The following is a 26,589-nucleotide window of genomic DNA, read 5'->3' on the forward strand; positions in this document are numbered from 1 at the left end:
TTTCCCGCAACTGGGCAGGGGACTAGATTCGACAGCAAGATGACTAACTCAGCCGCACAACCACCACAGCACAGCACCGCCACCGCATACTGGACCGTCGGCCCGGAAAAGGGGGAGCTCCGGCGCGAGGACCTGCCCGGCCCTGGCCCCGGCGAGGCGCTGGTCCGAACCCTGTTCTCGGGCATCAGCAAGGGCACCGAACTGGTGGTCCATAACGCCCGGGTGCCGGAGTGCGTGGCCGAGGAGATGGCGGCCCCGAACCAGGAGGGCTCGTTCCCGTCCCCGGTGAAGTTCGGCTACCTCTCCGTCGGCGTCGTCGAGGACGGCCCGGCGGACTGGCTCGGCAAGACCGTCTTCTGCCTTTACCCGCACCAGGACCGCTACATCGTCCCCACGGAATCACTCACCGATGTCCCGGAAGACGTTCCCGCCCGCCGCGCCGTGCTCACCGGCACGGTGGAGACCGCCATCAACGGGATCTGGGAGGCCGGCCCCCGCCTTGGCGACCGGGTCGCCGTGATCGGCGCCGGCCTCGTCGGCGGCATGGTGGCCAAGCTCCTCAGCACGTTCCCGCTGTCCCGGCTGCAGCTGGTGGACGTCGACCCCGCCAAGCGGGCGTTCGCCGAGACCCTCGGCGTCGAGTTCAGCCACCCCGACGACGCCCTGCCGGACTGCGACATCGTGATCCACTGCTCCGCCTCGCAGGAAGGCCTTGCACGCGCCCTGCAGCTCGCCGGCGACGACGGCGACGTCATCGAAATGTCCTGGTACGCCGACCGCAACGTCACCGTGCCGCTGGGGGAGGACTTCCACGCCCGCAGGCTCTCCATCCGCGCCAGCCAGGTGGGCGTCGTGGCCCGCGCGCGCCGGCACCGCCGCACCAACGCCGACCGGCTCGAACTCGCCGTCTCCCTGCTGCGCGACTCCGGCTTCGACGCCTTCCTCACCGGAGCGTCCTCCCTCAAGGACCTGCCCGGCGTCGTCCAGCAGCTCTCCGACGGCACACTCGACGCCCTTTGCCATGTCATCGAATACCCCGCCACCACAGAAGCCACGAGGTAAATCCGTGTTCAGCCTGACCGTCCGCCGCAACTTCATGATCGCCCACAGCCTGCCCCGCCCCGCCTTCGGCCCGGCCCAGGGCATGCACGGCGCCACCTTCGTCACGGAAGTGACCTTCCGCCGCCGGAGTCTCAATGAGGACTCGATCGTCCTGGACATCGGCGAGGCCGGCGACGTGCTGGACGGCATCCTGGAGGGCCTGAACTACAAGAACCTGGACGAGCACCCGGACTTCGCCGGCCGGCTCAGCACCACCGAAGCGCTGGCCCAGTACGTGGCCGACGCTGTGGCCGCAAAGATCCGCCCCGGCGCCGACGGCCGAGAACTCGCGGGGCTTGAAGTCACCCTCCGCGAAACCCCGGACGCCTGGGCCAGCTACTCGCTCGACTTCGAGGCCAGCTAGGCCCCAATGCGTATCCGCTTGGTGGTGCCCGGCAACGTGCGCCACAACTCCGGCGGCAACGTCTACAACGCCGCCCTGGCCCGGGAGCTCGCGGCCCTGGGCGTGGAGGTGCAGACCTGCATGCTCGACGGCGGCTGGCCGGTGGGCAGCGCGGAGGACCGGCAGCGGCTGGCCGCTGCGTTGTGCGACGACGGCGGTGCGGCGGCCGGCACTGACGGTGCCGCCGCCGGCAGCACCGTCACGGTCGTCGACGGGCTCCTCGCCTGCGGGGCGCCCGAGGCGCTGGCAGCAGCCCGTGCCGCCGGCCTGCCCGCGTGGATCCTGCTGCACATGCCGCTCGACGACACCGGGCATGGTGAAGCCGAGCTCGAACGGCAGTCGCTTCAGGCGGCTGCCGGGGTGATCTGCACCAGCACCTCGGCAGCAGCCCGGACCCGGGCCCGGCACGGGCTGGACGGGATCCTGGTCGCCCTGCCGGGGACGGACCGCGCCCCGCTGTCCGCCGGCGCGCTCTCTGAAGGATCCGGGCCGCCGCACCTGGTGGCCGTGGCCGCCCTGCTGCCGAACAAAGACCAGGCCCTGCTCCTCGCCGCCCTGCAGGCGCTGGCCGACCTGCCGTGGACCGCGTCCCTGATCGGCGCCGACACCGCGGACCCGGCCTACGCCGCGCACCTGCGCGGCACCGTGCAGCGGCTGGGGCTGCAGGACCGCATCCGGATCCCCGGGGAGCTGCGCGGAGCGGCGCTCGCGGCCGAATGGGACGCTGCCGGCCTCAGCCTCCTCATCTCACGGGCCGAGACCTACGGGCTGGTGGTGACGGAGTCCATCGCCCGGGGTGTGCCCGTGGTGGTCCGGGCCGGGACCGGCGCGGTCGAGGCGCTCGCCGCCGGCGCCCCCGCCGTCGCAGAAGGTGCGGGATCACCCCTGCCGGGCACCGCCGTCGCGCTGGACGCGGACCCTGCACCCCTCGCGCAGGTGCTGCGGCGCTGGCTGTCGGACCCCGGCGTCCGTTCCGGCTGGCGGGCCGCGGCGCTGGAGGCCCGGGGCCGGCTGCCCGGCTGGGACGCCACCGCCCGGGCCGTCCTGGCGGCCCTGGACCCGCACCACCCGGCAGTGCAGCCGCTGGCAACGCCCGAGGAAAAGGGTGCCGCAGGCGATTCCCCTGCCGCACCTGCTGGTGGACAATGACCCCATGACGCCGCAGCCTTCTCCCACGCAGTCGCTGGCAGTGAACGCGCCGCCGGCAAGGGCCCTCACCCGGGAGCGGCTCCGCGCCTGGTCCTGGCACCGGCAGGGCCTGGACGGCTCGCTGGCCGGCTGCACCGCGGAGCAGGTGTTCGCCCGGGCCGGCTGGGCGCGCTCCGTGGGCGGTGCCAACCCCTACCTCACGCTGTTCGCCCGCGCCGGCATCCGCCGCGCACAGGTGGACGCCGATGTCCTGGAACGCCGCATCCTGGAACTCCCGACGGCGCGCGGCTGCACCTACGTGCTGGGCCAGGACGACTTCGCCTGGGCGCTGCAGCTGGGCCGGGACGCCGCAGAATCCGCCGTCAAAGTGGTGGGCAGGCTCGGCGTGGACCGCGGCGAAATCACCCTGCTCGAGGAGCAGGTGCTGCACGTCCTTGCCGAGGCCGCCGTCCCGCTGGACCCGCGGCAGCTCAAGGAGGAACTGGGCGAATCGGTGCGCAACCTGGGCGAGGAGGGCAAGAAGAAGGGCGCCACCACCACGCTGCCCACGGCCCTCGGCGTGCTGCAGTCCCAGGGCCGGATCCGCAGGGTCCCGGCCACCGGCCGCCTCGACCAGCAGCGCTACGCCTACGAACTGTGGAACCTGCCGCCCAGCCCCCTCGACGACGACGAGGCCCGCGCAGAGCTGGTCCGCCGCTATCTGGGCTGGACCGGCGGTGCCACGTTCCAGCAGTCCCAGTGGTTCACCGCGTTCACGGTGGCCCAGACCAAAGCGGCGCTGGCCTCGGCCGCCGCCGTGGAGGTTCCCACCGCGGCGGGGGAGACGCTGTGGATGCTGCCCGACGACGTCGAACAGCTGGCGGACTTCAAGGAACCGGCGGACGAGCAGATCCAGCTGCTCGCGGGAACGGATGCCCTCACCCTGCTGCGGCGCAACGCGGCCGACCTGCTGGATGAGGAAGACCTGCACACCAACGCCCTGGACTCACTCGCCCTGCAGGCCGACCTGCCGGACCACCCCATCGTGGACCGGGGCCGCATCATCGGGCTGTGGCAGTACGATCCCGGCGCGGAACGGATCGTGCCCTGGGTGTTCCACGGCGCCACCGCCGCTGTGAGGCAGAGGATCGCCGACGTCGAGGAGTGGATCCGCGAGGACCTGGGCGACTTCCGGGCCTTCAGCCTCGACTCACCGGCCACCCGGCAAAAGCGGATCGACGGCCTCGCAGCAGCCGCAGCAGGCCCGGGCAAATAACGGCTCAGGCGCCCCGGTGCCCGGCAAAGAAATCCCGCAGGAGCGTTGCGCACTCCTGCTCGCGGACCCCGCCGTACACCTCCACCCAGTGGTTCAGCCGGCGCTCGCGGAGGATGTCAAAGACGGAGCCCGCGGCCCCGGCCTTCTCATCCCAGGCCCCGAACACCACCCGCGGGATCCGGGCCAGCACCACCGCCCCCGCGCACATGGCGCACGGTTCCAGCGTCACCACCAGGGTGCAGTCCTCCAGCCGCCACCCGTCAGCAGCCCTGCCGCCCTGGGCGCTGAGCTCCTGCAGCCGGGCCGCGGCCTGGCGTATGGCCACCATCTCCGCGTGCGCCGTCGGATCCCCCAGCGCCTCGCGCTCGTTGCGCCCGCGGCCGAGCACGGCGCCGTCGGGGCCTATGACGACGGCGCCGATCGGAACGTCCGCCGTCGTCAGCGCAGCCCGCGCCTCCGCCAGGGCAAGGCCCATCCATTCGGCATGCAGGGGCTCGGGGGAAGTCATTGGTCAATGATAGTTTCGAATACTAAGCAAGCTGGGAAGCAGTTTAAAGTCGGGAGACAGCAGTGAGTGCCTTTACCGATCGCTGGGGCAAATGGGTTGTCCCCTATGCGGCCTTGTGGATCACCATGCTCGTTGGCGGGACCATCGTGGTCATCCTGGCCCTCCTCGGTGCTGAAGTCTACGACAGCGTCGTTGACGAAGCCGGGCTGGCGAACCTGGACAAACCGGCCCTTGCCCTCGCCGAGGACCTGCGGACCCCGACGCTCAACGCCGCCGTGACCGGCTTCACGAACATCGGCGGAAGCATTGGAATGCCCATCCTGGCGAGCATCCTCACCGCCTGGCTCACCTGGGTGAACCGCACGTGGCGGCCCATCATCCTGGTGGGCGGCGCAGCGACCGTGTCCATTCTCGCCACGACCTTCAGCAAGAACCTCGTGGGCCGCACGCGGCCGGACTTCATCAACGCTGTCCCGCCGTACGAGACCTCCCCGTCCTTCCCCAGCGGCCACGCCCTCAACTCCACCGTGGTGATCGGCGTCCTGGTCTACCTGACCTGCCTGCAGCTCAAAAAGACCTTGGCGCGCATCGCCGTCATCGCCGGGGGCCTCGTCTTCGTGCTGGCCATGGGCCTGAGCCGGGTGTTCCTCGGGCACCACTGGATGACCGATGTGATCGCCGCCTGGCTGCTGGGCCTTGCGTGGCTGGGCATCGTGATCCTGGCCCACCGGCTCTTCCACGTGCTCCGGCACCGGGAACATGCAGGCCCCGCCCCCACGTTCGACCACCCGGCGCACCTGCGTGACGGCCGCGCCGACCACAAGGATGCCGGGCCCGAAGCCCGCGCCGCTGGGGGCAGCGCCGCCAGCGACGCAGGGGGAGACGGCACCGCCCGCGGCGCCACCACGCCGGACGCCGGCACCACTGCGCGCGACGTCGGCGCCCGGGGTTCCAGGGGCGGGCCGCCGCCCGCCGGGTGATAGTTTTGACCCATGCGCACTTTCGTTGTGGACCACCCGCTGGTCGCCCATAAGCTCACCGTTCTGCGGGACAAGAACACCCCGTCCCCGGTCTTCCGCCAGCTCACCGAGGAACTCGTAACGCTCCTGGCGTACGAGGCCACCCGCGAAGTCCGCACCGAACCCGTCACCATCGAAACCCCGGTCAGCACCACCGTGGGCACCGCGTTCACCAAGCCCACCCCGCTGGTGGTCCCTATCCTGCGCGCAGGCCTCGGCATGCTGGAAGGCATGACCAAGCTGGTTCCCACCGCCGAGGTCGGCTTCCTGGGCATGGCCCGCGACGAAGAGACCCTGGACATCATCACCTACGCCGAGCGCCTCCCCGAGGACCTCACCGACCGGCAGATCTTCGTCCTGGACCCCATGCTTGCCACCGGCGGCACCCTGCGTGAAGCCATCAAGTTCCTCTTCAAGCGCGGCGCCTCCGACGTCACCTGCATCTGCCTCCTGGCCGCCCCCGAGGGCCTGGCCAAGCTCGAGGAAGAGCTGGCCGACGCCAACGTGACGATCGTCCTGGCCTCCATTGACGAGAAACTGAACGAAAAGTCCTACATCGTTCCGGGCCTGGGCGACGCCGGCGACCGCCTCTACGGAGTGGCCGGCTAACCAGCTGCCCGACCGCGGAGTCCGCCCCGGCCGCTGTATCCGCGGGTTAGTCGCTGCCCTACCGGAAACCCCTGCACGGGACTAGCCTGTGCCCCATGGACTGGAAACTTGAACTCGTCTTTGTCCCGGTGTCCGACGTCGACCGCGCCAAGGACTTCTACGTCAACAAGGTCGGGTTCAACCCCGACTACGACGAGCGGCCCGCGGACGGCATCCGCTTCGTCCAGCTGACCCCGCCGGGCTCCGGCTGCTCCATTGCGATCGGCGAGGGCCTCAACGACGCCCCGCCCGGCACTGCGCCCGGCCTGCAGCTGGTGGTCAGCGACATCCAGGCCGCGCACCGCCAGCTCAAGGACAACGGGGTGGACGTCAGCGACATCGACGTCCAGGACTGGGGCCACTTCGTCTACTTCGCCGATCCCGACGGCAACAAATGGGGTGTGCAGTACATCCCCAACCGCCCCAACGGCTAAGCGGCCCGGGGAACAGGCCCCGGGAACAGACCCAAGGATCCGCAGAGACGCGCAGGGCCCCGGATCCAGCGGATCCGGGGCCCTGCGCTGCCGCAACGGTGTTTAGTACCAGTTGTTGGCGTAGTGGAAGTTCAGTGCGCCGCACGGGGAACCGTAGCGGTCCTTGACGTACTCCAGGCCCCAGTTGATCTGGGTCCGGTAGTTGGTCCGGTAGTCGGCACCGGCGCTGGCCATCTTCTCGGCCGGCAGGGACTGCACCACGCCGTAGGCGCCGCTGGTGGGATTCGTCGCGGTGGTCTCCCAGTCCGATTCCTTCGTCCAGAGCTTCATCAGGCACTGCATCTGGCTCGGAGCCCAGCCGTAAGCGCCCAGCTGGCTGGCCGCGTAGGCCTGCGCGCCGGCGGGATCGTTGACGGCAACCGGTTCAGGAGCCGGTGCCGGCGCCGCTGCGGGCGCGGGAGCGGCGGGTGCGGGGGCTGCCGGCGCGGCGGGAGCCTCGGCGGGCTTCACCTCGGCGGCCGGGGCTGCCGGGAGGGCGGGGACCTGGTTGTCGACCCGGACGCGCTCAAAGTCCAGCTGCGTCAGGGGATCCGCCGTCGTGACGGCAGAACTGCCGGCGGCAGTGTTGCGGGCGGCCGTCTCGGACGCCTGTCCGGCCGCGCCGACCCCCACCAGCACTGCGCAGGCGGCGGCAACCACGGCGGCCCGGCGGCCCGTAGCCCCGAAGTTCCTGACCCACCTCGAGTTTGAACGCGTCCGGGTTGACGCGGGTGCAGAAGGTTCGGCGCGGTGCCGTGAACGCTCGGTATGGGTTTTGCGTGCAGCCCCGTCAGGGCGCGAATGTGCCTTGAAGTCAGTCATGATCGCCTCTCAACGCCTGCGGAGTTAGCTGTCGGGTTCGGATGAGGTCATCCGGCCGCACGGAATCTCACGTGTCGGCTTCACCCCAAGGGTGCAAGATGCAGAAATGCCCGGGAACTCTGGGTCCCCCGCCTCTGCCTGGTCCAGCGGAATCCGGGAGGCGGCAGAGTTTGGCGTACATCCGGATATGCGGCCCTAGCGATGGCCGCACTCTAAAAACGGTACAGGACCCCGCCGCTCAAGTCACATTTTGGTAACGGGGATCACGACGGCGGCGTTTCGCCTTGCGCCGCCGGGCGCGGATCAGGTCGCCGGCTTGGCGACGGGCAGCCGCACCGTGAATTGGGTCCGGCCGGGAACGGACGTCACGCTGACGGTGCCGCCGTGCGCCTCCACAATGGACTGCACGATGGAGAGCCCCAGCCCACTGGTTCCTTCCGCCGACGCAACAGGGACCGGCGCAGCAGGGGCCGACGGGACAGGGGCCGTCGCGACAGGAGCCGTCGCCGGCGCTGCCGGGGCTGCGGCGGGTGATCCCGGCGATGCAGCGGCGGCGGGCAGCCGCGGCGGGCGCAGCGGCAGGTGCGCCACAGGCTGCCGGTTTGGTGCCGGAGTCGTGACCGCCACGGGATTCTTCCGGGAAGCGTCCGCCCGGGTGAAGCGGGCAAACACCCGCCCCACAAACTCGGGGGCGATCCCGGGACCGCTGTCCGTCACGGTCACCACGGCGCTGCCGTCCGGGGCGCGCTGCACACCCGTCACCACCGTGGTTCCCGGGCCGGTGTGCTTGCGGGCGTTGGAGAGCAGGTTGGCCAGCACCTGGTGGAGCTGCGTCGCGTCGCCGCGGACCACCACCGGCTCGTCGGGGAGCTCAAGGTGCCAGATGCGGTCCGGCGCCATCACCTTCTCGTCAGTGACTGTCTCAACCGCCAGCTGGGTGAGGTCCACGTCGCTGAGTTTGAGCGGCTGCCCCTCATCCAGCCGGGCGAGCAGGAGCAGGTCCTCCACCAGGGTGGTCATCCGTTCGGATTGGCTCTGCACGCGGGCCAGCGACTTCTGGCCGTCGGGGGTGAAGTGCTCGGTCATCCGCATCAGCTCGGTGTAGCCGCGGATGGCGGTCAGGGGCGTGCGCAGCTCATGCGAGGCGTCCGCCACGAACTGGCGGACCTTCATCTCGCTCTCCTGCCGCGCCTGGAGGGCATTGGAGACGTTGTCCAGCATCAGGTTCAGGGCATGGCCCACGCTGCCCACCTCCGTGCCCGGATGCGCAGCCGACTCCGGCACCCGGACGGCAAGAGCCACCTCGCCGGCGTCCAGCGGCAGGCGCGAGACCTGCGTTGCCACCTCGGAAAGCTGATCCAGCGGCTTCATGGTCCGGCGGATCAGTGCCGTCCCGGCCAGGCCGATCACCAGCAGGCCCCCGGCGGAGACGATCACCATGGTCCACACCAGGGAGGCCAGCGTGTTCTTCTTGTCCTCGAGGGGGAGCCCGGTGATGAGCACGTCGCCGTCGGGCGCTTCCGCCGCCACCAGCCGGAAGGCGCCGGCGGACAACGTCCGGTTGACCGGTTCGCTCCGCGGGCTGAGGTCCAGGAGCGCTTCGTCATCCTCGTCGGTGAGGGGTTCGCGGGTGCCGTCCTCAGCCAGGAATCCGGCGCTGCGGACAGAATCATCGTCGATCCTCGCGTTAAGCGTGCCGATGCGTGCCTCGGCCGGGTCGGCGCGGCCGCCCGAACGGCCAAAGTCGCGCGCCCGGGCCGCCGCCTGCACCAGCTGGTCGTCGAGCTGCCGGGTCAGGAAGTAGTCCATGGAGGCGTAGCTGACAATCCCGACTGCACCACAGATCGCCACGAGCAGGGCCATGGCCACGAGGACCAGCCGGGTGCGCAGGTGCCACGTGGACGGATTGCGCCAGTTGGGCCCGGGTGGCCGGACGGCGCCGGGGTGCGGGGGCACGGATCAGTCCGCCGGTTTCAGGACATAGCCGGCGCCCCGCACGGTGTGTATCATGGGCGGGTGGACGGCATCGACCTTTTTGCGGAGGTAGGAGATGTACAGCTCGACGATGTTGGCCTGGCCGCCGAAGTCGTAGTCCCAGACCCGGTCCAGGATCTGGGCCTTGCTGACCACCCGTTTCGGGTTCTCCATCAGGTAGCGCAGCAGTTCGAACTGGGTGGCCGTGAGGTGCAGTTCTTCGCCCGCGCGCCGCACTTCGCGTGTATCGATGTTCAGGACGAGGTCACCCACCACCAGCTCGGCGGTGTCCATCGCGGCCACGCCGGAGCGCTGGACCAGCCGGTGCAGCCGCAGCAGCACCTCCTCCATGCTGAACGGTTTGGTCACGTAGTCGTCCCCGCCCGCGGCCAGTCCGGTGATGCGGTCCTGGACGGCGTCCTTCGCCGTCAGGAACAGCGCGGGCACCTCCGGCGCGAAGGCGCGAATCCTGCCCAGCAGCTCGACGCCGTCGAACCCGGGAAGCATCACGTCGAGCACTAGCACGTCGGGGCGGAATTCCTTGGCAAGCTTCACCGCTTCGGGGCCGTCGGCGGCGACGGCAACGGACCACCCGGCCATCCGCAGGCCCATGCTCATCAGTTCGGAGAGGCTTGGTTCGTCGTCCACAACCAGGGCGCGGATGGGCGAACCGTCCGGATGCGTGAGCTGGGGGAGGTTGTTGGTCATGGAGTGCGGGGTGGCCATGGGACTACTCTCCGATCTGCCGTTGAGGTGCTGCTTTGGGGATCCTGTGCGGCACCTGTGAATCCCAGCCTAGCGAGCTGGGCGCCCCGGAACCTCGGGGCGCGGGGCGGAATTTCGCGGCGCAGGAAGTGACCACGATGTGGGACGGAGCGGGCCCAGAGGTAAACATGCGAAGGGTTTGGCGGTTTGGGCAGTTTCTGAATGACGGCCCGAAATATGCGCACTTTGGCGAATGATGTTCGGCTTTGGCCGCTTTGGCGCCCCCGCAAAGCAGAACAGTTGTTATTTTATCCGTGGCGCAGAATTGTGATCTATGCGACACTTGGCGCTTTCGTCTCGCATAGTGGACTTTTCGGTCCATTGTTACTTGCAAGTTTTCATTGTTACGTTGCACACTTCAATTGTGAACAAGAACTCAACAGCTCCTGCAGCCGCAGTTTTTTGGATCAGCGCACCCGCTGGTACTGAAAAGCGCTGTTGTCGAATGCACGCCTAACTTTTACACCCCAGGAGTTTCTAGGCATTCGCCCCCAGCCCAGCGTCGGGCGCCCCTCCCCAGTTTTCATTGCGGGGAAAAAGCATTCGAGCCGCGATGACGGCCATTCACATTGAGGTAAGCAATCCATGACAGTTGCATCCGGATACGTCCACATCTCCGTCCGTAATGCCAGCAAGGCCGGCCAGGCCTCCGGCATCCGCCAGGGCTTCAGCGGCCGGGGCTCCTTTGCCCCCGCCGGATCCGGCGCCGGTTTCCCCGCTCCCGGCTACGCGCCGCAGGGCTACAACCCCAACTCCTACGGACAGCTCCGCGCCGTCCCGCCGGCCCCGGTCACGGCACCTACCCCCGTGATTGCCCCCGGCGAAGGCAGCCCCGTGCGTCCCGTCGCCAGCGACAACGTGGCCCGCGGTTTTGTGCTCTACATGGGGATCGATGAGGAAACCGCGGCCGCTGCCGGCACCTCCATTGCCAAGCTTGCCCAGGAAATCCGGGCGTACGCCCAGTCCCTCGTGTCCGGTGCCGAGAGCTACGCCGCCGTCGCCGTTGCGCCGGCCAGCGCCCCGGGTTCCGCGCTCGACGTCGTCCGCTCCACCTTCGGTGACCCCACGGTGGGAGCCCGCCAGCGCTCCGAGTCCGCCCGCCTCCAGCAGCCGCAGGACCCGCGTCCTTCCGGCGTGCTGATCGACCTCGCCCGCCGCGAGGTGGCGCTCGACGGCGAATCCCTGAACCTGACGTTCAAGGAGTTCGAGCTCCTCAACTACCTCGTCGAGAACGGCACCCGCACCGTGGGCCGCGACGAGCTGCTGGAAGGACTCTGGCGGAACGCCGAAGAGGTACCCAACGAGCGCACCATCGACGTCCACATCCGCCGCCTGCGCTCCAAGCTGGGCCGGCTGGCCAACACCGTGCGCACGGTCCGCGGCCAGGGCTACCGCTTCTACGAGCACCCCGAAGTTGTGGTCTGGGCCGCTCCGGAATACTCCATCTAGCCTTCACCCCCGCGCGACAGCGCCCGTACCCCCACCGGGGTGCGGGCGCTTTGCGTTGGCGGCTGCGGGCCGCCGCCGGACCCTTCTGAGTTGAGTCTGTTGCGTTGGGTGGGTCCGGCGTAGTCTCGGAGCGTTGGGCCGACTATTGGGAGGAAGACATGTCAGTTGCACGGATTACTACCCTCAGCGCGAACTCCAAAACCTCGTTTGAGGCTGCCATCACGGAAGGCGTGGACCGGGCAAACAAAACCCTGCGCAACGTCACGGGTGCATGGGTAAAGGAACAGAAGGTCGAAATCAACGACGGCGCAATCGTGGCCTGGCACGTTGTGCTGGAAGTGACCTTCGTCCTTGAGGACTGAGCGGCCGCCGATGGGATGCGCGCCCGCGGGCCAACTGCCGCACTAGGATTGGTCCATGAGCGCGCATCACATCAAACGGCTGGTGATTATGCGCCACGCCAAGGCTGACTGGCCCGGCGGCGTGGCGGACCATGACCGGCCGCTCGAAGAGCGCGGCCACCGGGACGCCCCGCAGGCCGGCAAATGGCTGGTCAAGCACGGCGTAATCCCCGATTTCATCCTCTGCTCCAGCGCCCTGCGCACCCGGCAGACCTGCACATGGGTCTGCAGCGAGCTGGGCGACAAGGCTCCGACGCCGAAACTCGAGGACGGCCTCTACGCCGCCTCGGCGTCGCGGATGCTGGCAGTCATCAACCACGTCCCGGACACCGTGACCACCCTTTTGGTGATCTCGCACATGCCCGGCGTGCAGGACCTCGCCATGCACCTCGCGTCACGCGACTCCAACCACGACGCCTACATGGACGCCGCCACGCGGTACCCCACCAGCGCGCTGACGGTCCTGGAGACGGAGAAATCCTGGGCGGAACTGGACGGCCAGGACGCGAAGCTCAAGCAGTTCAAGGTTCCACGGGCCAAGTAGCGCGCCGGGGCGGCGGCCCTTGCCCGAGCGCCGGATGCATAGTCATGCCGGCGATTCTGCGGTTTACTGATGCTGTTTACTCGTGGACTTATGGCGATCGGGAGAAAAGGCGGATTTACCGTGGATTCAGGACAGCTCATCGGGCTCATCATCGGCATTGTTGTAGTGATCGCGATCGTGGTGGTGGCCACCATGGTCAGCCGCAAGCGCAAGGTCGAGGCGGACCGCAATAAGGCAGTCGAAATGCGGGAACAGGCCAAAACCGAACAAATCGCCGCCAGGGAACGTGAGGCGCAGGCCGCCAGGGCGGAGGCCGACGCCAAGCAGGCCGAAGTGGAAGCCGAGCGGCTCCGCGAGGAAGCCGCCGCGCGTCAGCAGGAAGCGGAGAAGGTCCGCGCCAGTGCGCAGGAACAGCTGCGAAAGGCTGATGAGCTGGACCCCGACGTCGTCACCACCGAACGCGATGCGACGCACACCGGCACGGAGGAACTCCGCCGGGACCGCAGCGGCCGCACCCCGGCCACGGGCGAGCAGCCCGCCGCCACGCCCGGGAGCCAGATGCCGGGAACCCATGCGCCCGGAACTCATGTGCCGGAGACCCAGACGCCCGGAACCCAGACGCCCGGAACCCAGACGCCCGGAACCCAGGTGCCGCCGGGGTCCGCGCCCCGGGAAACGGTGCACACCGATGAGCCCCGCGGCGACTATCCCCGCACCCTCTGAGCGTGCACCCGCGCCGGCGGAATTCCGGCGCGCAGCCCCCGAACAGCGGCGGAGCAGGGCCGGAACGGGCATAGTGGCAGGGTGAACCCTCGCCATTCCGCCCTGGCCCTGCTCGTCGCAGTGCTTTGGGGCGTCAACTTTGTCGCGATTGACCTCGGCCTGCACCCGCCCGGAGCGGAGATGCCGCCGCTGTTGTTCGTGGCGATGCGGTTCATCCTGGTGGTTGTCCCGTGCATCTTCTTCATCCGGAAGCCCGACGTCGGCTGGAAGGCCATCATCGGCGTCGGGCTGTTTATGAGCGCCGGACAGTTCGGGCTGCTGTACCTGGCCATGGCCCTGGGCATGCCGGCCGGCCTGGCATCGCTGGTGCTGCAGGCGCAGGTGCTGCTGACCGTGCTCCTGGCCGCCGGCTTCCTGGGTGAGCGTCCGAGCCGGCGGCAGTTCGCCGGGGTGGTGCTGGGCGTCGCCGGGCTCGCGGTGGTTGCCGTCGGGCGCAGCCTCGTGGCCCCTGTGCTGCCGCTTATGATCGTGCTGGCCGCCGCGCTGTCCTGGGCCGCCGGCAACATCGTTGCCCGCAAGGCGAAGGCGGCGTCGGGGCTGGGACTGGTGGTCTGGTCCGGGGCCGTGGTGCCGGTGCCGCTGCTGGGCCTGTCCCTGCTGGTCGACGGCCCGCCCGCGGTGGCGCAGGCCCTGGCCGGCGTCCAGCCCGTCACTTTGTTGAGCGCGCTCTACACGGCCATCTTCGGCTCCCTTGTGGGCTACGGAATCTGGAACCGGCTGCTGGGACTGTACCCGTCCTCCGCCGTCGTTCCGTTCACTCTGCTGGTGCCGGTGGTGGGGATGACCACGGCGTGGCTGGTCCTGGGCGAAGTGCCCACTCCCGCGGAAATCACCGGCGGCGCCCTGCTGCTCGCCGGGGTTGCCATCGCGGTGCTGCGGCCCTGGGATCCGCGGGCTCGGGCCGTCCGACGGCGGGACCGGCCGCCACGGGATCAGCGGCGGGTGCCTGTCCGGGCCGACTGAGTAGTGGCGGGCCGGGGCCGTGCCGGCTGGGACCGTTCCGGCTGGGACCGTGCCGCGGTGCCGGCCGGTTTGGCGGTGCCCGCCTTGCTCGTCCCAGCCTTGGTGGTGGCTGGCTTGCCGCCGGCGGACCTGGCCGCGGGGCGTGCCGCCGTCCGGGGTGCGGCCGTCCGCGGCGCCGCCGTCCGGGGCACAGCAGCCCGGGATGCGGCGGGCCTGGGGGCAGCCGGCCTTCCGGTTCCCGGCCTGGACGCAGGCCGCCGGGCCCCCGTTGCCGGCTTGCGGCGCGGGGACGCGCCCGCGCCGCGGGGGCGCCTGCCCCTGGCCGGCAGGACGGTGCCGGCAACCAGCAGTAGCAGCGTGGCTGCGCCGAAGCCGGCGGCAAGATAGAAGAAGAGGTCCGGATGCTCGGAATCCACCGGGGCGGATATCGCGTCCGGATCGGCGTTGAAAGCCAGGCCCCACTGCCGAAGGAACGCGATGCCAAAGGCAATGAACAGGATGCTCCCGATTCCGCTGGCCGCCAGGGTCCGGTGCCGGCGCCGGATGACCACTTCCGAGACGCAGGCCACGTAGGCAGCCGCGCAGGCCGTCAGGAACCAGAGGAATACCGTCTCATGGAGTGTGATGCCGGTCAGGGCCAGGAGCGCCAATGCGGAGAGGAACGCACCGATGGCGATCTTTCCGCTGTTACCCATGTGGCCCATGTGAATAATCATCCCCGATGGCGGCTACTTCACGATGTAGCCGCGCATGGACGCCATGATTGCGGCGACACTTTGCTGGCGGGTCCGCTCCGGGTGGTAGGTCTGCCGGTCCAGGCCCACCACGAAGCAGGCCCCGAAGACAGCCGTCTCCAGGCTGCCGCGGGATACGGCCTCATCCACCGGGTAGGCGGCGGCCACCGCATCGATCGCCGCGCCGATCACGGCCAGCAGCCGTCCGCGGAGCTCGGTGAAGGTGTCCTGCCACTCGCTGGGCGTCCGCCAGTTCTCGCTGACCCACAGCCGGGCAAAGGAGGGGTAATCGTCCATGAAGTCCATGGCCTGCCCGATCATCTCCTCCATGGCCGTGAGCGGGTCCGCCGATTCGTCCTTGACGCTCAGCAGCCGCGCCAGCAGGATGTCCACGCCGTGCCGCAGCAGCTGGGCGATCAGGTCCGACTTGCTGCCGAAGTTGTAGTACACCGTGCCTTTGGAGACGCCGGCGGCGGCGGCGATCTCGTCCACGGTCACGCCGGCCGCGCCGCGCTCTCCGATCAATTCCATGGACGCCTCGAACAGTTTCTGTTTGGTGGCGTTGGTGCGGCCGGGACGGAGTTTCTTCTCCGGATCCCCGGCGCCTGCCGGGCCGCCGCTGGGGCTGGTGGTCATACGGCGATCTCCGGTTTCAGGGTCTTGAGGGTCCAGAACTTGTGCTTGCGGACGGCCAGCGTGGAAAGGGCCGCCCCCAGCAAGGTATACCCCATGAGCCCTGCAACCGTCGGCACAATCAGCGAAAGGTCCGCGCCGTAGATCAGGTGCCGCATGCCGGAGACCACGTAGCCCATCGGCAGCACCTCATGGACAAAGTGCAGCGGCTGCGGGGTGGTCTGCCACGGGAAGGTTCCGCCGGAGGAGACCAGCTGCAGGACCAGCAGGATGAGCACCACGAACTTTCCGGGGGTTCCCAGCAGGGCCACGACGCCCTGGATGATGGCACTGAAGGCCATGGCGGCTGCCAGCATGAACAGCCACATCAGCACCGGGTGGGCGGGTTCCAGGCCGAGCCCCACATCCACCACGAGGGTCAGGAGGCTGGCCTGGACGACCGATACCGCGAGGAAGGGCAGCCAGCCGCCGACGGCGATCTTCCAGGCCGGGGCGTTGGACGCCAGCGCACGCTGCGTGATGGGCCGCATGGCCTGGATCAGCATGAAGACGCCGATCCACAGGGCGAGGGTCAGGAAGAACGGTGCCAGGCCGGCGCCGTAGGACGCGGCTTTCGCCTGCGAGACGTCGCTGACGGCAACGGGGTCCGCGATCACCTTGGACAGGTTGTTCTTCTGCGCGTCATCCGGGTTGGGGATGTTCCCGGCGCCCGCCGCCAGGCCGGAGGCCAGCTCGGCAGCACCGTCCGAGGCCGTGCGCGCGCCGTCCTCCAGCTGGGCCGCGCCGCCGTCGAGCTGCCGGGCCCCCTCCGCGAGCCGGGCCGTACCGTCGACGGCGCTCTGCTCGCCCGCGGCCAGCGCGGCTGTGCCGGTGGAGAGCTGGTCTGCACCCGCCGAGGCCTTCGAAATGGCATCGGTCAGCGCCGGCGTCGCGCCCGCCAGCCGGGCAGCCCCGGCACTGACCGCGGCGGAGCCGTCGGCAAGCCGCTGGATCTGGGCTGCATCGGTCTGGAGTTTGGACTTGGCGTCCGCCACGGGACTGGAGGCGGCAGTGGAATCGAAGTCGGCCAGGATCTTGCCGGCCTGGTCGGGGGTGATGACTCCGGCAGCGAGCAGACGGTTGTTGGATTGCACCACGCGGTCCCGGAGCCCCTGGTCAGCTGCGTTGAGTTGCCCGACGACGTCCTGGACTTTGGTGTTCAGCGCGGCGTTGCCCGCCGCGACCTGGGCGGCGCCGTCCGCAAGTTTCCTGGAGTCAGCCGGCAGCGTGGCCGTTTTGTCCTCCAGCTGCGCCAGGCCGGAGCTGAGCTGGCCGGCGCCGGCATTGAGCTGGTTGGCGCCGTCTCGCAGTTTCACCTGGCCGGCGGCAAGTTCTGCGGCTCCGCTGTTCAGCTGGCCCGTGCCGGAGTGCAGGCTGACGGCCCCGTCACGGAGCCTGGCGATGCCGTCCGAAAGTTTCCCGGCCCCGTCCGCGGCCTGGACGATCTGCGTGTGGATGGTGCCGAAGCCCGTCAGCAGCTGGTTCGCTGTCTCCTCGCCCACCTCCTTGGCCACCGTCGAGTGCACGGCGGTGGTCAGTTTGTCCACGATGTTGCTGAGGACGTAGTTGTTGGCATCGTTGGTGGTGACGTTCAGCATGGCCTGGTTCGCCGCGTCGAAACTGCCCGGGGACACCAGGTTGGCCGAGAAGTCCTGGGGGATCTTGAGCGCGAACGCGTACTTGCCGCTGCTGACGCCCTGGTCCGCCTCCTCGGAGGTGGCGACTTCCTGCCAGTTGAAGACATGCTCGTCCACGAGGCTGTCGGCCACCTTGGTTCCGGCCTCGAGCCTGCTCCCGTTGCTGGCGGTCGCGCCGGTGTCCTCCACCACCAGGGCGGCGTCGATCTGGTCGAGATTGCCGTACGGGTCCCAGTTGGCGTAGAGGTACACCGCGCCGTACAGCAGGGGCACCATGGTCAGGGCCAGGATGGTCAGCTTGGGCAGGAGCCCGCCGGTCATGCGCTTGAGCTCGGAGCGGGCCAGCCGCAGAACAGTCACTTTGAGTCCTCGAATTCGAACAGGATGGGGGCAGTGTGCCGGTGGCTGGCGGCATGGTGCTCCGCCTCCGGTCCTGACGCGCCGTCAGGGCCGGCGGGGTCCGCCGGTTCCCCGTCAGGGGCCGCCGGCGCCGGGGCAACCTCTGCGGCGTCCCCGATTGTTGATGCCGGACCGGTCCAGCCGTCCGGCAGTGCCGCGACCGTGGCGACGACGGCGAGCGGCCGCCCGGCGTCGTACGCCAGTTCCTCCAGCCGGGGAAGCCAGTCCGCAGGATCCGCGCTGTGCCGGTCCGGCGAATCGACCACCAGCAAATCCGTCGCGGGGTTGGCCAGGGCAAGGGCGGTGAGTAGTTCGACGCGCCGCCGGGCCGGAACCTGGTCGATCCAGAGGGCGGAAATGTCCTCGAAGCGGTTCACCTTGAGCCAGGGTTTGCTCAGCAGGGCGCCACGGTAGCGGCGGGGGATAAGCGCGAGGTCCTCGGTGACGAGGTCTTTGACGCTGAGGTGCTGTTCGGGCTCGTTGACGCCGGGGGAGTCCACCAGTGCGCTGGCAAGGCGCAGGCGCTTGATCCTGGAACTGCCGTCCCAGTCCAGCACGCCCGCAGAGGGCTTCATCCGGCCGCTGATAGTGAGGGCAAGGGCTGTTCGCTGGTCCTGGCCGTCGCCTTCGACCAGGAGCAGCTCGCCGGGACGTACCTGCAGCGAGGTGGGCGGGAGCAAGTCGTCCCGACGGCCCTTCACATGAAGCTGTTGTACGCGGAGCAAGGGAAGCCTTTCGAAGGAGATGTCTCCTTCAAGGCTAACTAAACTGACCGGTCAGTTCAAATAGAGCTGCACCTCAGCGACTCAGAGTCCGTACTCCTCGAGCAGTTTCAGCCAGACCTCGCTGATGGTGGGGTAGGCGGGGACGGCGTGCCACAGCCGGTCAAGCGGCACTTCGCCCACCACCGCGATGGTGGCGGCGTGCAGCAGTTCGGCCACATCCGGGCCGGCGAATGTGGCGCCCAGCAGCACCTTGCGGTCCTCGTCCACCACCAGCTGTGCCCAGCCCTCGTACCGCTCGGCGTGCAGCGACGATCCGGCCACCTGGATGGGCAGGTCGACGGAGGAGACGTTGTAGCCGTCCTGCTCCGCCTGCCGCACGGTCCGGCCCACACTCGCCAGTTCCGGGTCCGTGAACACCACGTTGGGCACCGCGTGCTGGTTGGCGGTCTGGGCGTAGCGGCTCCACGGGGCCGCGGCGCCGCTGAGTTCGCCTTTGGCGCGGGCGGCAATGGCGTCGCCCGTGGCGCGTGCACCGTACTTGCCTTGATGGGTCAGCATGGCCTCCCCGGCCGCGTCGCCGGCGGCATAAAGCCAGGGGTCGACGTCGTTCCCTTCCCCTCCCGTCACCAGCCCGGTGGCGTCGGTGGTGAGCCGCAGTTCCGTGCCGTCCTCGGCGCCCAGGCCCACGCTCTCCAGCCCGGTTCCTTCCAAAGCCGGATGTCGGCCGGTGGTCACCAGGAGCCTGTCCGCCGTCACCTCTGCGCCGTCCTCCAGTTCGACGGTGTACGAGCCGTCGTCGTTTCCGCGGACACCCTTGGTTCCGGTGTGGAGGTGCAGGTCGACGCCGTCCGCGCGCAGCCCGGCTGCCACCAGGGCGGCGGCTTCCTCCGGAAAGGCGCCCAGCAGAGCGCCGCGCGCCACGAGCGTCACCGAGGAGCCCAGCCGGCCGAAGGCCTGGGCGAGCTCGGTGCCCGCCACGCCGCCGCCCAGGACCACCAGGCTGTCCGGTACCTCACGCGCGGACGTCGCATCCCGTGTGGTCCAGTAGTCTACGTCGGACAGCCCGGCAACGGGCGGCACGGTGGGGGCGGAGCCGGTGGCCACCACCACGGCGTGCCGTGCGGTGAGCTGGTAGCTGTTGCCGTCGAGTCCCGCGACCTCGACTTTCCGGATGCCCGTGATCCAGCCGTGGCCGCGGATGAGCTCAATTCCGGCGTCGTCAACCCATTTAACCTGGCTGTCGTCCTGCCAGTTGGAGGTGAAGTAGTCGCGGCGCTTCAGGACGGCCGCCGCGTCCAGGGTCCGGGTGACGGCCTCTGCGGCGCCGGGGACTGTCTGGGCGCCGTGGAGGGCGGTGCCGGGGCGCAGCAGGGCCTTGGACGGCATGCAGGCCCAGTAGGAGCATTCGCCGCCCACCAGTTCCGCCTCGATGAGGACGGCGGTCAATCCGCCGCGCACTGCACGGTCCGCCACGTTCTCGCCCACGGCGCCCGCGCCGATAACAATGACATCGAATTCCCGTTCAACCTGTGCCGTCATGGCAAAAGCCTACGCCCGGAGCTGCGCCCGGAACGCCGGCGGCGGCCCTTTGCAGGACGTGGGACCACCGCTACTGTGAGGTTCACACTTCGGGGGGAGGCAGGCGATGGCGGCAGACAAGGTGACAGCGGGCGGCGCGGGCACCGGCGCCCCCGGTGCCGGCAGCGGCGCTGTGGCCTCCGCGAGGACGGTGCCGCCGCCCAGGTTCAGCGCGCAGTCCCGGCTGCGGGCCCTGCAGGCGGAGATCATGGACCTGATCCTGGACCGTGAGCTGGAGCCCGGCGACCCGCTTCCCACCGAGACGGAGCTCTCCGCGGTGCTGGGCGTCGGCCGCAACACGCTGCGGGAATCCCTCAAGGTCCTGCAGGCCCTCGGGGTGGTGGACATCCGCCACGGCTTCGGCATGTTTGTGGCCACGAACAATTTTGACGCGCTGGCCGACGGGCTAGTCTTCCGGGGCCGGCTGTCGCTGCGGCACCACGGGCAGGAAGCCCTCCAGCTCGTGGATGCGCGCCAGGCGCTCGAGGCCGGGCTGATCGCCGGCGCCATGGACCGGATGACACCGGAGCAGCTCGCGGCCATCGAGGCCTCCGTGCTCCGGGTGGAGTCCCTGGCCGGCGCCGGGGAAAGCACCGCAGAGGCCGACGCGGAATTCCACCGCCGGCTGTTCGAACCGCTCAACAACCAGATGCTGGCAGGTCTCCTGGACGCCTTTTCAAAGGTGTACCGGCGGCTCGACCTGGAGCTGGGGGCGGTGACGGCCGACATTGCCGGCCCCGGGGAAACGGCAGTCCAGCACCGGGCGGTCTATGAAGCGGTGGCTGCGGGCGACAAGGAGCTCGCGGCCCGGCGGCTGGGCAGCCACTTTGACGGGATGCGACGCCGGATTACGGGGTTCATGGGGGAGTAGGCCCGGGTTAAACAAAAGATCCGCACCGGCGGGCCGGTGCGGATCTTTCTGTATGGTGCGCCCAAAGGGATTCGAACCCCTGACCTTCTGTTCCGTAGACAGACGCTCTATCCAGCTGAGCTATGGGCGCATTTTCAGTTCTTGGAACTTCTCGCTCCCCGAACCTCGAATTACTTTACGCGAGGTGGGCCCGTACTGCCAAATCGAAACCGGTGTAATCTGCCCGACTAGACCGGTCTACGTGACCTTGATCACAAAATACCGGCTTTATGGCAGGTCGGTTCCTTGATTTTCCGGGGTTTTTGATTTCCAGCCGCCCAGACGTCTGACATTTGGCCCGGATTCTGGGAGGTGATCTAGCCCTACATTTAGGAAACACCACTGAACCCGAGGAAGGGAACCGTTATGGGAGATCTGGCGCGACTGCCGTTGCTTGAAAAGGCACCCACCACACATGCCGGGCTGCTGGCATGGGTTGAAGAGGTAGCTGAGCTTACCCAGCCGGACCGGATCCACTGGGTAGACGGCTCCGAGGAGGAGAACACCCGGCTCACGGACGAGCTCGTCGAGGCTGGGACGTTGACCCGCCTGAACGAGAAGCTGTTCCCTAAATCCTTCGCGGCATTCTCCGATCCCGCCGACGTGGCCCGCGTGGAAGAGCAGACCTACATCTGCTCTGAAAACGAACGCGACGCAGGCTTTACCAACAACTGGATGGCTCCGGCAGAAATGAAGGAGAAGCTGCGCGGCCTGTTCAGTGGCTCCATGCGCGGCCGCACCATGTACGTCATCCCCTTCGTGATGGGCCACCTCGACGCCGAGGACCCCAAGTTCGGCGTGGAGATCACCGACAGCGCCTACGTGGTGGCCTCCATGCGCATCATGGCAACCATCGGCACCGAGGTCCTGGACAAGATCACCGCCACGAATGCCTTCTTCGTCCCCGCCCTGCACTCCCTCGGGGCACCCCTGGCCCCCGGCCAGGAGGACGTCGCGTGGCCCTGCAACCCGGACAAGTGGATTGTGCACTTCCCGGAAGAACGCTCCATCTGGTCCTTCGGCTCCGGCTACGGCGGCAACGCCCTGCTGGGCAAGAAGTGCTACGCCCTGCGCATCGCCTCCGTCATGGCCCGCGATGAAGGCTGGCTGGCCGAGCACATGCTGATCCTCAAGCTGACCTCCCCGGAAAAGAAGAATTACTACGTCTCTGCGGCCTTCCCCTCCGCCTGCGGCAAGACCAACCTTGCCCTGCTGGATCCGACCATCGAGGGCTGGAAAGTCGAGACCCTCGGTGACGACATCACCTGGATGCGGATCGGCAAGGAAGGCGAACTGCGCGCCACCAACCCGGAGGCAGGCCTGTTCGGTGTTGCCCCCGGCACCGGCTGGGGCACCAACCCCAACGCCATGCGCGCCATCGCCAAGGGCCACAGCATCTTCACCAACGTCGCCCTCACGGACGACGGCGGCGTGTGGTGGGAGGGCATGACCGACGAAACGCCCGCACACCTCACCGACTGGCAGGGCAACTCCTGGACGCCCGATTCGGACAAGCCCGCAGCCCACCCGAACTCGCGCTTCTGCACGCCGATCTCCCAGATCGACATGCTCGCCGAGGAGTACTTCAACCCGGAAGGCGTCGAGCTCTCCGCGATCCTGTTCGGCGGCCGCCGCAAGACCACGGTTCCGCTGGTCACCCAGGCCCGCAGCTGGACCAACGGCATCTTTATGGGCTCCACCCTCTCCTCCGAGACAACAGCTGCCGCGGCCGGCCAGGTGGGCGTACTGCGCCGCGACCCGATGGCCATGCTGCCGTTCATCGGCTACGACGCAGGCGACTACCTGAAGCACTGGATCAGTGTCTCCGGCAAGGCGAACCCGGAACGCCTCCCGCACATCTTCCTGGTCAACTGGTTCCGCCGCACGGCCGACGGCGACTTCGCCTGGCCGGGCTTCGGCGACAACGCCCGCGTCCTCAAGTGGGCCATCGAGCGCATCGAAGGCAAGGCGGACGCCGTCGAGACCCCCATCGGCTTTGTGCCGGCGGGCCACTCGCTGGACGTCACCGGCCTGGACCTGACGCACGCCCACGTGGAGGACGCCGTCCGCGTGGACCGCGAAGAGTGGGACGCCGAGCTCGCCTCGATCGAGGAGTGGTACGCCAAGTTTGGTGATTCCCTCCCCGACGCCCTGCGCGCAGAGCTCGAAAGCCTGAAGGAACGCATGGCGGACCACTAGCAGCCAACGCACCCCCTGGTGGGCATATCGACGGCCCCGCACCTTGCCCAAGGTGCGGGGCCGCCGTCGTGCTGCCAGCTGCGCGGGACTTAGGCCCCTAGCCCGCGGCGGGCGGCAATCCTAGGCTCGACGCATCATCAGCCGGGCCGTCCGCCCACTGGAGGGAATGCTGGGGCAATCCACGCGCGCGCCGCCGTGCCCCGAACCTGCTCGCAGCACGCGGGAGGAGCCCAACATGTTAGTCACCAGCGACATCCAGGCCCTGGCCACAGCGGTCAACGGCCCGGTGGTCTTGCCGGACAGCCCGGACTTCGCGGCGGAGACGCTCGCGTTCAACGCCGGAACCGTCCACCGCCCCGACGTCGTCCTCGGGGCCGAAAACGCCCGGGACGTCGCCGCCGGGGTGAAATGGGCGGCGGAGCACCGGCTCCCGGTGGCGGTCCAGTCCACCGGGCACGGCGCCGACTCGGCGGTGGAGGGCGGACTGCTCATCAACACCAGCCGCCTGCAGGAGCTGCAGATCGACGCGGTCGAACGCACGGCCCGCGTGGGCGCCGGCGTCAAATGGCGCAGCGTCCTGGAAGCCAGTGTCCCGCTGGGCCTGGTGGGGCTGCACGGCTCCAGTACCGACGTCGGCGTCGTGGGCTACACGCTCGGCGGCGGGCTTCCCCTGCTCGGCCGCGCCCACGGATTCGCGGCGGACCACGTCCGCAGCATGGAGGTGGTCACCGCGGACGGTGCGCTGCGCCGGATCGACGCCGGGGCCGACGCCGAGCTGTTCGCGCTGATGCGCGGGGGCAAGGGCAATTTCGGCATCGTGACGGAACTCGAGTTCCGCCTCTTTCCGCTGGGCGACTTTTACGGCGGCGGGATCATGTACCCCGGGGCGGACGCGGCATCCATCCTGACGGCCTTCCGGGAGTGGCTGCCCACGCTGCCGGAGCACGCTTCCCCGTCCATTTCCCTGCTGCGGCTTCCGGACATGGACTTTGTGCCCGCACCGCTGCGGGGCCAGTTTGTGGTGCACCTGCGCTTTGCCCTGGCGGGGTCACGCGAGGAGGGCGACAGGCTGCTTGCCCCGATGCGTGCGGTGTCGAGTCCGCTGATGGACACGGCCGGGCCCATGAACTACCTCGACGTGGACCAGATCCACATGGACCCGGCGGACCCGCTTCCCTTCACAGCCGGGGGAGCGCTCCTGAAAGACCTCGATGAGGGCACCGCTGCGGACCTGCTGGAACTCACCGGCGCCGGGTCGGACTGCCCGCTGCTCCTCGTCGAGATCCGGCCGCTGGGCGGGGCGCTGGCCCGCGCCGGGGATGTGCCGGACGCTGTCGCGGGGCGGGACGCGGCCTTCCTGGTCTTCCTCCTCGGGTTCAACATGCCCCCGCTGGCCGAGGCCGTGGCCGTATCCATCCGCGGGGTCCTGGCCGCGCTGGCCCCGCACTCCACCGGGTACACGCTGGTCAACTTCCACGGCGCGCCGGGGGACGAAGCGGACCGGGCCAGAGCCTGGCCGCCGGATGTCTACGAGCGGATGAGGGCCGCGAAGTCGGCCTACGACCCCGGCAACCTCCTGCGCTTCGGCCATGCGATCACCGGAGTGCCGGCCGGGACGTAACCCCGCTCTTTTGGCCTCGGAACAGCCCTGCACGGCGGCGGCCCCGCACCTTGCGCAAGGTGCGGGGCCGCTGTTCGTTCCTTCGGGCGGTGCCTTAGCTGGCGAGCCAGATGTCGGGGCCGAAGACCTCGTAGTGGATCCTGGTGGCCGGAATGCCGGCGTTGATGGCCTCGTTGCGGATGTTCTTCATAAACGGCAGCGGGCCGCAGAGGTACAGGGACGCGTTGGCCGGCAGGTCCACCTCGCGCAGGGACATAAAACCTTCCCGGGTACCGTCGACCGGCTGCTCAAGCCAGAGCTGGAGGTCGGCACCGTCCAGGCGTTCGACGTCGTCCGTCATCTGGGAGCGCAGCGCCCAGGAGTCCAGCGTGCTTTCGGCGTGCAGGACCAGGACCTGGCGGTCGGAGCCGGCGTCGGCGAGGGAGCGCAGGATCGAAGCGGTGGGTGTGCAGCCGATGCCGGCCGAGGCCAGCACCACGGGGCCGTCGCCGTCCTTGAGCGTGATCTCACCGTAGGGGTTGGAGATCTCGAGGATGTCGCCCACCTGGACGTTGTTGTGGAGCACGGGGGAGACCTCGCCGCCGTCGTCCTTCTTGGTGGTGAAGCTGCGGCTGGTGCCGGCGTCGCCGGAGAGGGAGTACTGGCGGACCTGGCGCAGCCCGTCCGGAAGGGTGACCTTGACGCTGACGTACTGTCCGGGCAGGGCGGGGGTGATGGGGGTGTCGTCGGCGGGCTCCAGGGTGAAGGTCATGGAGCCGGTGCCGGCGGGGGTCTTGGCAGCGACGCGCCACGGGGTCCACATTTTGCCGTTGGCCTGCGCTGCGTAGAGGCCTTTTTCAAGCTTGATCAGCGCGTCGGCCATGAGCCAGTAGACCTCGGTCCAGGCCTCGGCGATCTCCGGGGTGATGACCTCGGCGAGGTCCTCGGCGATGGCGGCGAAGAGGTGCTCGTAGACCACCTGGTACTGGGGTTCGGTGATGCCGAGGGAGGCGTGGCGGTGGGCGATGCGGGCCAGGACGGTCTCCGGCAGGGTCCCGGGGTTGTTGACCAGGTGGGTGGCGAAAGCGGCGATGCTTCCGGCCAGGGCCTGTTGCTGGTTGCCGTTGCGCTGGTTGGAGCGGCTGAAGAGCCCGTCGAGGAGTTCCGGGTGCGCCGCGAAGAGGCGGGCGTAGAACTTGGGGGTGATCTCACCGATCCGGGAACCGACCAGCGGGAGGGTGGCCTCGATGACGGGGAAGGACTTGTCCGAGAGCATGTTGACTCCTGAGATAGTGGCCCGGGGTCTGCGACCGGACCGGTTCAAATACCCATATATGAAATGCAAGTATTTATTCCTCAGTTCTACATGACGTAGAAAACAAGTTCAAATTGAGGGGAGCCCCGGGCGTAACGGGGGCGTTTAGAGTCCGGGGCGCAGGCCGATGGCCTGGAATACCGGCGCCATCTGCCGGGACGTGGGGAGGGAAGCGACCACCAGGTCGTCCAGTTCGCGGTAGAAGGCCTCGCGGGCGCGGGCCAGTGCCCCGCGCAGGCGGCACTCGGCGATGAGGGGGCAGGTCCCGCCGGCTGCGACGCAGTCCGCGGGGTCCGCACGCGTGTCCAGCAGGCGCAGCAGCTGGCCCACTGTGGCGGAGCGCCCGGCGCTGCTGAGCCGGGAGCCGCCGTTCCGGCCGCGCTCGACGTCGACCATGCCCAGCTCCCGCAGCTTGGCCATCGCTTTGCTGACGTGGTTGTACGGCGTCCCGACGGCGTCGGCGATGCTCTGGGTGGTGAGGAGTCCGCCGTCGGGAGCGGCCGCGAGCACCATCATGGCGCGCAGGCTGACATCCGCGAAGGCGTTGATCTTCATAACACCAG

26 protein-coding genes, 1 tRNA gene and 1 riboswitch are annotated in these 26,589 nt (G+C 69.0%); of the genes, 15 read left to right on the plus strand and 12 right to left on the minus strand.

Translation table 11 applies throughout. The features are described from left to right. Positions 1 to 39: 39 nt before the first annotated feature. The 4 genes from AR539_RS05455 to AR539_RS05470 are packed head-to-tail and all read left to right on the plus strand — an operon-like array spanning position 40 to position 3,908. Entirely contained in the window at positions 40 to 1,062 is a 1,023-nt protein-coding gene (locus AR539_RS05455) for a zinc-dependent alcohol dehydrogenase (RefSeq protein ID WP_066433365.1), read from the plus strand. Positions 1,063 to 1,066: 4 nt separating this feature from the next. Beyond that, complete coding sequence (locus AR539_RS05460; protein WP_066433367.1) at positions 1,067 to 1,465, plus strand: 6-pyruvoyl trahydropterin synthase family protein; 399 nt, start codon at positions 1,067 to 1,069, stop codon at positions 1,463 to 1,465. 6 nt (positions 1,466 to 1,471) lie between these two features. Beyond that, positions 1,472 to 2,653, plus strand: a complete 1,182-nt coding sequence (locus tag AR539_RS05465; protein ID WP_082699205.1) for a glycosyltransferase — start codon at positions 1,472 to 1,474, stop codon at positions 2,651 to 2,653. Further along, entirely contained in the window at positions 2,610 to 3,908 is a 1,299-nt protein-coding gene (locus AR539_RS05470) for a DNA glycosylase AlkZ-like family protein (protein WP_331457473.1), read from the plus strand. Before AR539_RS05465 ends, AR539_RS05470 begins: the two co-directional genes overlap by 44 nt. 4 nt (positions 3,909 to 3,912) lie before the next feature. On the opposite strand, the gene AR539_RS05475 is transcribed toward AR539_RS05470, so the two are convergent. Beyond that, on the minus strand, positions 3,913 to 4,416 hold the full coding sequence (locus AR539_RS05475) for a nucleoside deaminase (protein ID WP_066433370.1): 504 nt from the start codon (positions 4,414 to 4,416) through the stop codon (positions 3,913 to 3,915). A 62-nt stretch (positions 4,417 to 4,478) separates the two neighbouring features. Here AR539_RS05475 and AR539_RS05480 point away from each other — a divergent pair, with 62 nt between their 5' ends. The 3 genes from AR539_RS05480 to AR539_RS05490 all read left to right on the plus strand — a co-directional run bounded on the left by AR539_RS05480 (position 4,479) and on the right by AR539_RS05490 (position 6,517). Continuing rightward, positions 4,479 to 5,396, plus strand: a complete 918-nt coding sequence (locus AR539_RS05480) for a phosphatase PAP2 family protein (protein WP_231728502.1) — start codon at positions 4,479 to 4,481, stop codon at positions 5,394 to 5,396. 12 nt (positions 5,397 to 5,408) lie between these two features. Next, positions 5,409 to 6,044: a uracil phosphoribosyltransferase gene (upp, locus tag AR539_RS05485; RefSeq protein ID WP_066433371.1), complete on the plus strand. Its 636-nt coding sequence runs from the start codon at positions 5,409 to 5,411 to the stop codon at positions 6,042 to 6,044. A gap of 95 nt (positions 6,045 to 6,139) precedes the next feature. After that, positions 6,140 to 6,517, plus strand: coding sequence for a VOC family protein (locus AR539_RS05490; protein WP_066433372.1), 378 nt, complete (start codon positions 6,140 to 6,142; stop codon positions 6,515 to 6,517). Between the two features lie 102 nt (positions 6,518 to 6,619). Here AR539_RS05490 and AR539_RS05495 read toward each other — a convergent pair whose 3' ends face one another. The 3 genes from AR539_RS05495 to AR539_RS05505 form a co-directional block, all read right to left on the minus strand. After that, on the minus strand, positions 6,620 to 7,378 hold the full coding sequence (locus AR539_RS05495; RefSeq protein ID WP_066433374.1) for a hypothetical protein: 759 nt from the start codon (positions 7,376 to 7,378) through the stop codon (positions 6,620 to 6,622). Next, positions 7,377 to 7,537, minus strand: a riboswitch (cyclic di-AMP (ydaO/yuaA leader). (Overlaps the previous gene by 2 nt.) Positions 7,538 to 7,681: 144 nt before the next feature. Then, the gene (locus AR539_RS05500; protein WP_066433377.1) at positions 7,682 to 9,334 is read right to left on the minus strand and encodes a sensor histidine kinase; all 1,653 of its coding nucleotides are present in this window, start codon (positions 9,332 to 9,334) and stop codon (positions 7,682 to 7,684) included. A 3-nt stretch (positions 9,335 to 9,337) separates the two neighbouring features. Continuing rightward, positions 9,338 to 10,078: a response regulator transcription factor gene (locus AR539_RS05505; RefSeq protein ID WP_066433379.1), complete on the minus strand. Its 741-nt coding sequence runs from the start codon at positions 10,076 to 10,078 to the stop codon at positions 9,338 to 9,340. A 624-nt stretch (positions 10,079 to 10,702) separates the two neighbouring features. On the opposite strand from AR539_RS05505, the gene AR539_RS05510 reads away from it, so the two are divergent. The 5 genes from AR539_RS05510 (at position 10,703) to AR539_RS05530 (ending at position 14,257) form a co-directional block, all read left to right on the plus strand. Continuing rightward, entirely contained in the window at positions 10,703 to 11,566 is an 864-nt protein-coding gene (locus AR539_RS05510) for a winged helix-turn-helix domain-containing protein (protein WP_066433382.1), read from the plus strand. A gap of 158 nt (positions 11,567 to 11,724) precedes the next feature. After that, the gene (locus AR539_RS05515) at positions 11,725 to 11,928 is read left to right on the plus strand and encodes a dodecin family protein (RefSeq protein ID WP_066433385.1); all 204 of its coding nucleotides are present in this window, start codon (positions 11,725 to 11,727) and stop codon (positions 11,926 to 11,928) included. Between the two features lie 55 nt (positions 11,929 to 11,983). Beyond that, entirely contained in the window at positions 11,984 to 12,511 is a 528-nt protein-coding gene (locus AR539_RS05520; protein WP_066433387.1) for a SixA phosphatase family protein, read from the plus strand. A gap of 120 nt (positions 12,512 to 12,631) precedes the next feature. Next, positions 12,632 to 13,234 (plus strand): hypothetical protein, encoded by a 603-nt coding sequence (locus AR539_RS05525; protein ID WP_066433390.1) that lies wholly within the window; start codon positions 12,632 to 12,634, stop codon positions 13,232 to 13,234. 81 nt (positions 13,235 to 13,315) lie between these two features. Next, positions 13,316 to 14,257 (plus strand): EamA family transporter, encoded by a 942-nt coding sequence (locus AR539_RS05530; RefSeq protein WP_082699207.1) that lies wholly within the window; start codon positions 13,316 to 13,318, stop codon positions 14,255 to 14,257. On the opposite strand, the gene AR539_RS05535 is transcribed toward AR539_RS05530, so the two are convergent. From AR539_RS05535 to AR539_RS05555, 5 genes are all read right to left on the minus strand, one after another. Then, a complete protein-coding gene (locus AR539_RS05535) occupies positions 14,227 to 14,952 on the minus strand; it encodes a hypothetical protein (RefSeq protein WP_157360931.1) in 726 nt (241 codons plus the stop codon). The two genes, AR539_RS05530 and AR539_RS05535, sit on opposite strands and share 31 nt — an antisense overlap. A gap of 33 nt (positions 14,953 to 14,985) precedes the next feature. After that, entirely contained in the window at positions 14,986 to 15,627 is a 642-nt protein-coding gene (locus AR539_RS05540) for a TetR/AcrR family transcriptional regulator (RefSeq protein ID WP_066433398.1), read from the minus strand. Next, positions 15,624 to 17,660, minus strand: a complete 2,037-nt coding sequence (locus AR539_RS05545) for a YhgE/Pip domain-containing protein (RefSeq protein WP_066433400.1) — start codon at positions 17,658 to 17,660, stop codon at positions 15,624 to 15,626. The genes AR539_RS05540 and AR539_RS05545 overlap by 4 nt, the downstream gene beginning before the upstream one ends. Further along, positions 17,657 to 18,424 carry an ABC transporter ATP-binding protein gene (locus AR539_RS05550; RefSeq protein WP_066433402.1) on the minus strand — a complete coding sequence of 256 codons (768 nt, stop codon included), beginning with the start codon at positions 18,422 to 18,424 and terminating at the stop codon, positions 17,657 to 17,659. The genes AR539_RS05545 and AR539_RS05550 overlap by 4 nt, the downstream gene beginning before the upstream one ends. Positions 18,425 to 18,505: 81 nt before the next feature. Continuing rightward, positions 18,506 to 19,963, minus strand: coding sequence for a dihydrolipoyl dehydrogenase family protein (locus tag AR539_RS05555; protein WP_066433405.1), 1,458 nt, complete (start codon positions 19,961 to 19,963; stop codon positions 18,506 to 18,508). Positions 19,964 to 20,069: 106 nt separating this feature from the next. Between AR539_RS05555 and AR539_RS05560 the strand changes: the two genes are divergently transcribed. Continuing rightward, positions 20,070 to 20,873, plus strand: coding sequence for an FCD domain-containing protein (locus tag AR539_RS05560; protein ID WP_197410565.1), 804 nt, complete (start codon positions 20,070 to 20,072; stop codon positions 20,871 to 20,873). Between the two features lie 53 nt (positions 20,874 to 20,926). Here the strand turns inward: AR539_RS05560 and AR539_RS05565 are convergent. Continuing rightward, positions 20,927 to 21,003, minus strand: a tRNA-Arg gene (locus AR539_RS05565). A 275-nt stretch (positions 21,004 to 21,278) separates the two neighbouring features. Here AR539_RS05565 and AR539_RS05570 point away from each other — a divergent pair. Together AR539_RS05570 and AR539_RS05575 are read left to right on the plus strand one after the other, a co-directional pair. Then, on the plus strand, positions 21,279 to 23,111 hold the full coding sequence (locus AR539_RS05570; RefSeq protein ID WP_066433408.1) for a phosphoenolpyruvate carboxykinase (GTP): 1,833 nt from the start codon (positions 21,279 to 21,281) through the stop codon (positions 23,109 to 23,111). A gap of 235 nt (positions 23,112 to 23,346) precedes the next feature. Beyond that, positions 23,347 to 24,732 carry an FAD-binding oxidoreductase gene (locus AR539_RS05575; RefSeq protein WP_066433410.1) on the plus strand — a complete coding sequence of 462 codons (1,386 nt, stop codon included), beginning with the start codon at positions 23,347 to 23,349 and terminating at the stop codon, positions 24,730 to 24,732. Positions 24,733 to 24,826: 94 nt separating this feature from the next. Here the strand turns inward: AR539_RS05575 and AR539_RS05580 are convergent, their stop codons facing one another. Both AR539_RS05580 and AR539_RS05585 read right to left on the minus strand, forming a co-directional pair. Further along, complete coding sequence (locus AR539_RS05580; protein ID WP_066433413.1) at positions 24,827 to 25,987, minus strand: globin domain-containing protein; 1,161 nt, start codon at positions 25,985 to 25,987, stop codon at positions 24,827 to 24,829. A gap of 144 nt (positions 25,988 to 26,131) precedes the next feature. Further along, positions 26,132 to 26,581, minus strand: coding sequence for an RrF2 family transcriptional regulator (locus AR539_RS05585; RefSeq protein WP_066433415.1), 450 nt, complete (start codon positions 26,579 to 26,581; stop codon positions 26,132 to 26,134). Positions 26,582 to 26,589 lie beyond the last annotated feature (8 nt).

Origin of the sequence: Arthrobacter sp. EPSL27 (assembly GCF_001512305.1) — a bacterium.
GTDB lineage: Bacteria > Actinomycetota > Actinomycetes > Actinomycetales > Micrococcaceae > Arthrobacter.

Coding starts and splice junctions, on each gene's coding strand:
- AR539_RS05455 (WP_066433365.1), top strand. CDS start 40: ATGACTAACTCAGCCGCACAACCACCACAGCACAGCACCGCCACCGCA.
- AR539_RS05465 (WP_082699205.1), top strand. CDS start 1,472: ATGCGTATCCGCTTGGTGGTGCCCGGCAACGTGCGCCACAACTCCGGC.
- AR539_RS05475 (WP_066433370.1), bottom strand. CDS start 4,416: ATGACTTCCCCCGAGCCCCTGCATGCCGAATGGATGGGCCTTGCCCTG.
- upp (WP_066433371.1), top strand. CDS start 5,409: ATGCGCACTTTCGTTGTGGACCACCCGCTGGTCGCCCATAAGCTCACC.
- AR539_RS05490 (WP_066433372.1), top strand. CDS start 6,140: ATGGACTGGAAACTTGAACTCGTCTTTGTCCCGGTGTCCGACGTCGAC.
- AR539_RS05495 (WP_066433374.1), bottom strand. CDS start 7,378: ATGACTGACTTCAAGGCACATTCGCGCCCTGACGGGGCTGCACGCAAA.
- AR539_RS05505 (WP_066433379.1), bottom strand. CDS start 10,078: ATGGCCACCCCGCACTCCATGACCAACAACCTCCCCCAGCTCACGCAT.
- AR539_RS05510 (WP_066433382.1), top strand. CDS start 10,703: ATGACAGTTGCATCCGGATACGTCCACATCTCCGTCCGTAATGCCAGC.
- AR539_RS05515 (WP_066433385.1), top strand. CDS start 11,725: ATGTCAGTTGCACGGATTACTACCCTCAGCGCGAACTCCAAAACCTCG.
- AR539_RS05520 (WP_066433387.1), top strand. CDS start 11,984: ATGAGCGCGCATCACATCAAACGGCTGGTGATTATGCGCCACGCCAAG.
- AR539_RS05535 (WP_157360931.1), bottom strand. CDS start 14,952: ATGGGTAACAGCGGAAAGATCGCCATCGGTGCGTTCCTCTCCGCATTG.
- AR539_RS05540 (WP_066433398.1), bottom strand. CDS start 15,627: ATGACCACCAGCCCCAGCGGCGGCCCGGCAGGCGCCGGGGATCCGGAG.
- AR539_RS05555 (WP_066433405.1), bottom strand. CDS start 19,963: ATGACGGCACAGGTTGAACGGGAATTCGATGTCATTGTTATCGGCGCG.
- AR539_RS05560 (WP_197410565.1), top strand. CDS start 20,070: ATGGCGGCAGACAAGGTGACAGCGGGCGGCGCGGGCACCGGCGCCCCC.
- AR539_RS05570 (WP_066433408.1), top strand. CDS start 21,279: ATGGGAGATCTGGCGCGACTGCCGTTGCTTGAAAAGGCACCCACCACA.
- AR539_RS05575 (WP_066433410.1), top strand. CDS start 23,347: ATGTTAGTCACCAGCGACATCCAGGCCCTGGCCACAGCGGTCAACGGC.
- AR539_RS05580 (WP_066433413.1), bottom strand. CDS start 25,987: ATGCTCTCGGACAAGTCCTTCCCCGTCATCGAGGCCACCCTCCCGCTG.
- AR539_RS05585 (WP_066433415.1), bottom strand. CDS start 26,581: ATGAAGATCAACGCCTTCGCGGATGTCAGCCTGCGCGCCATGATGGTG.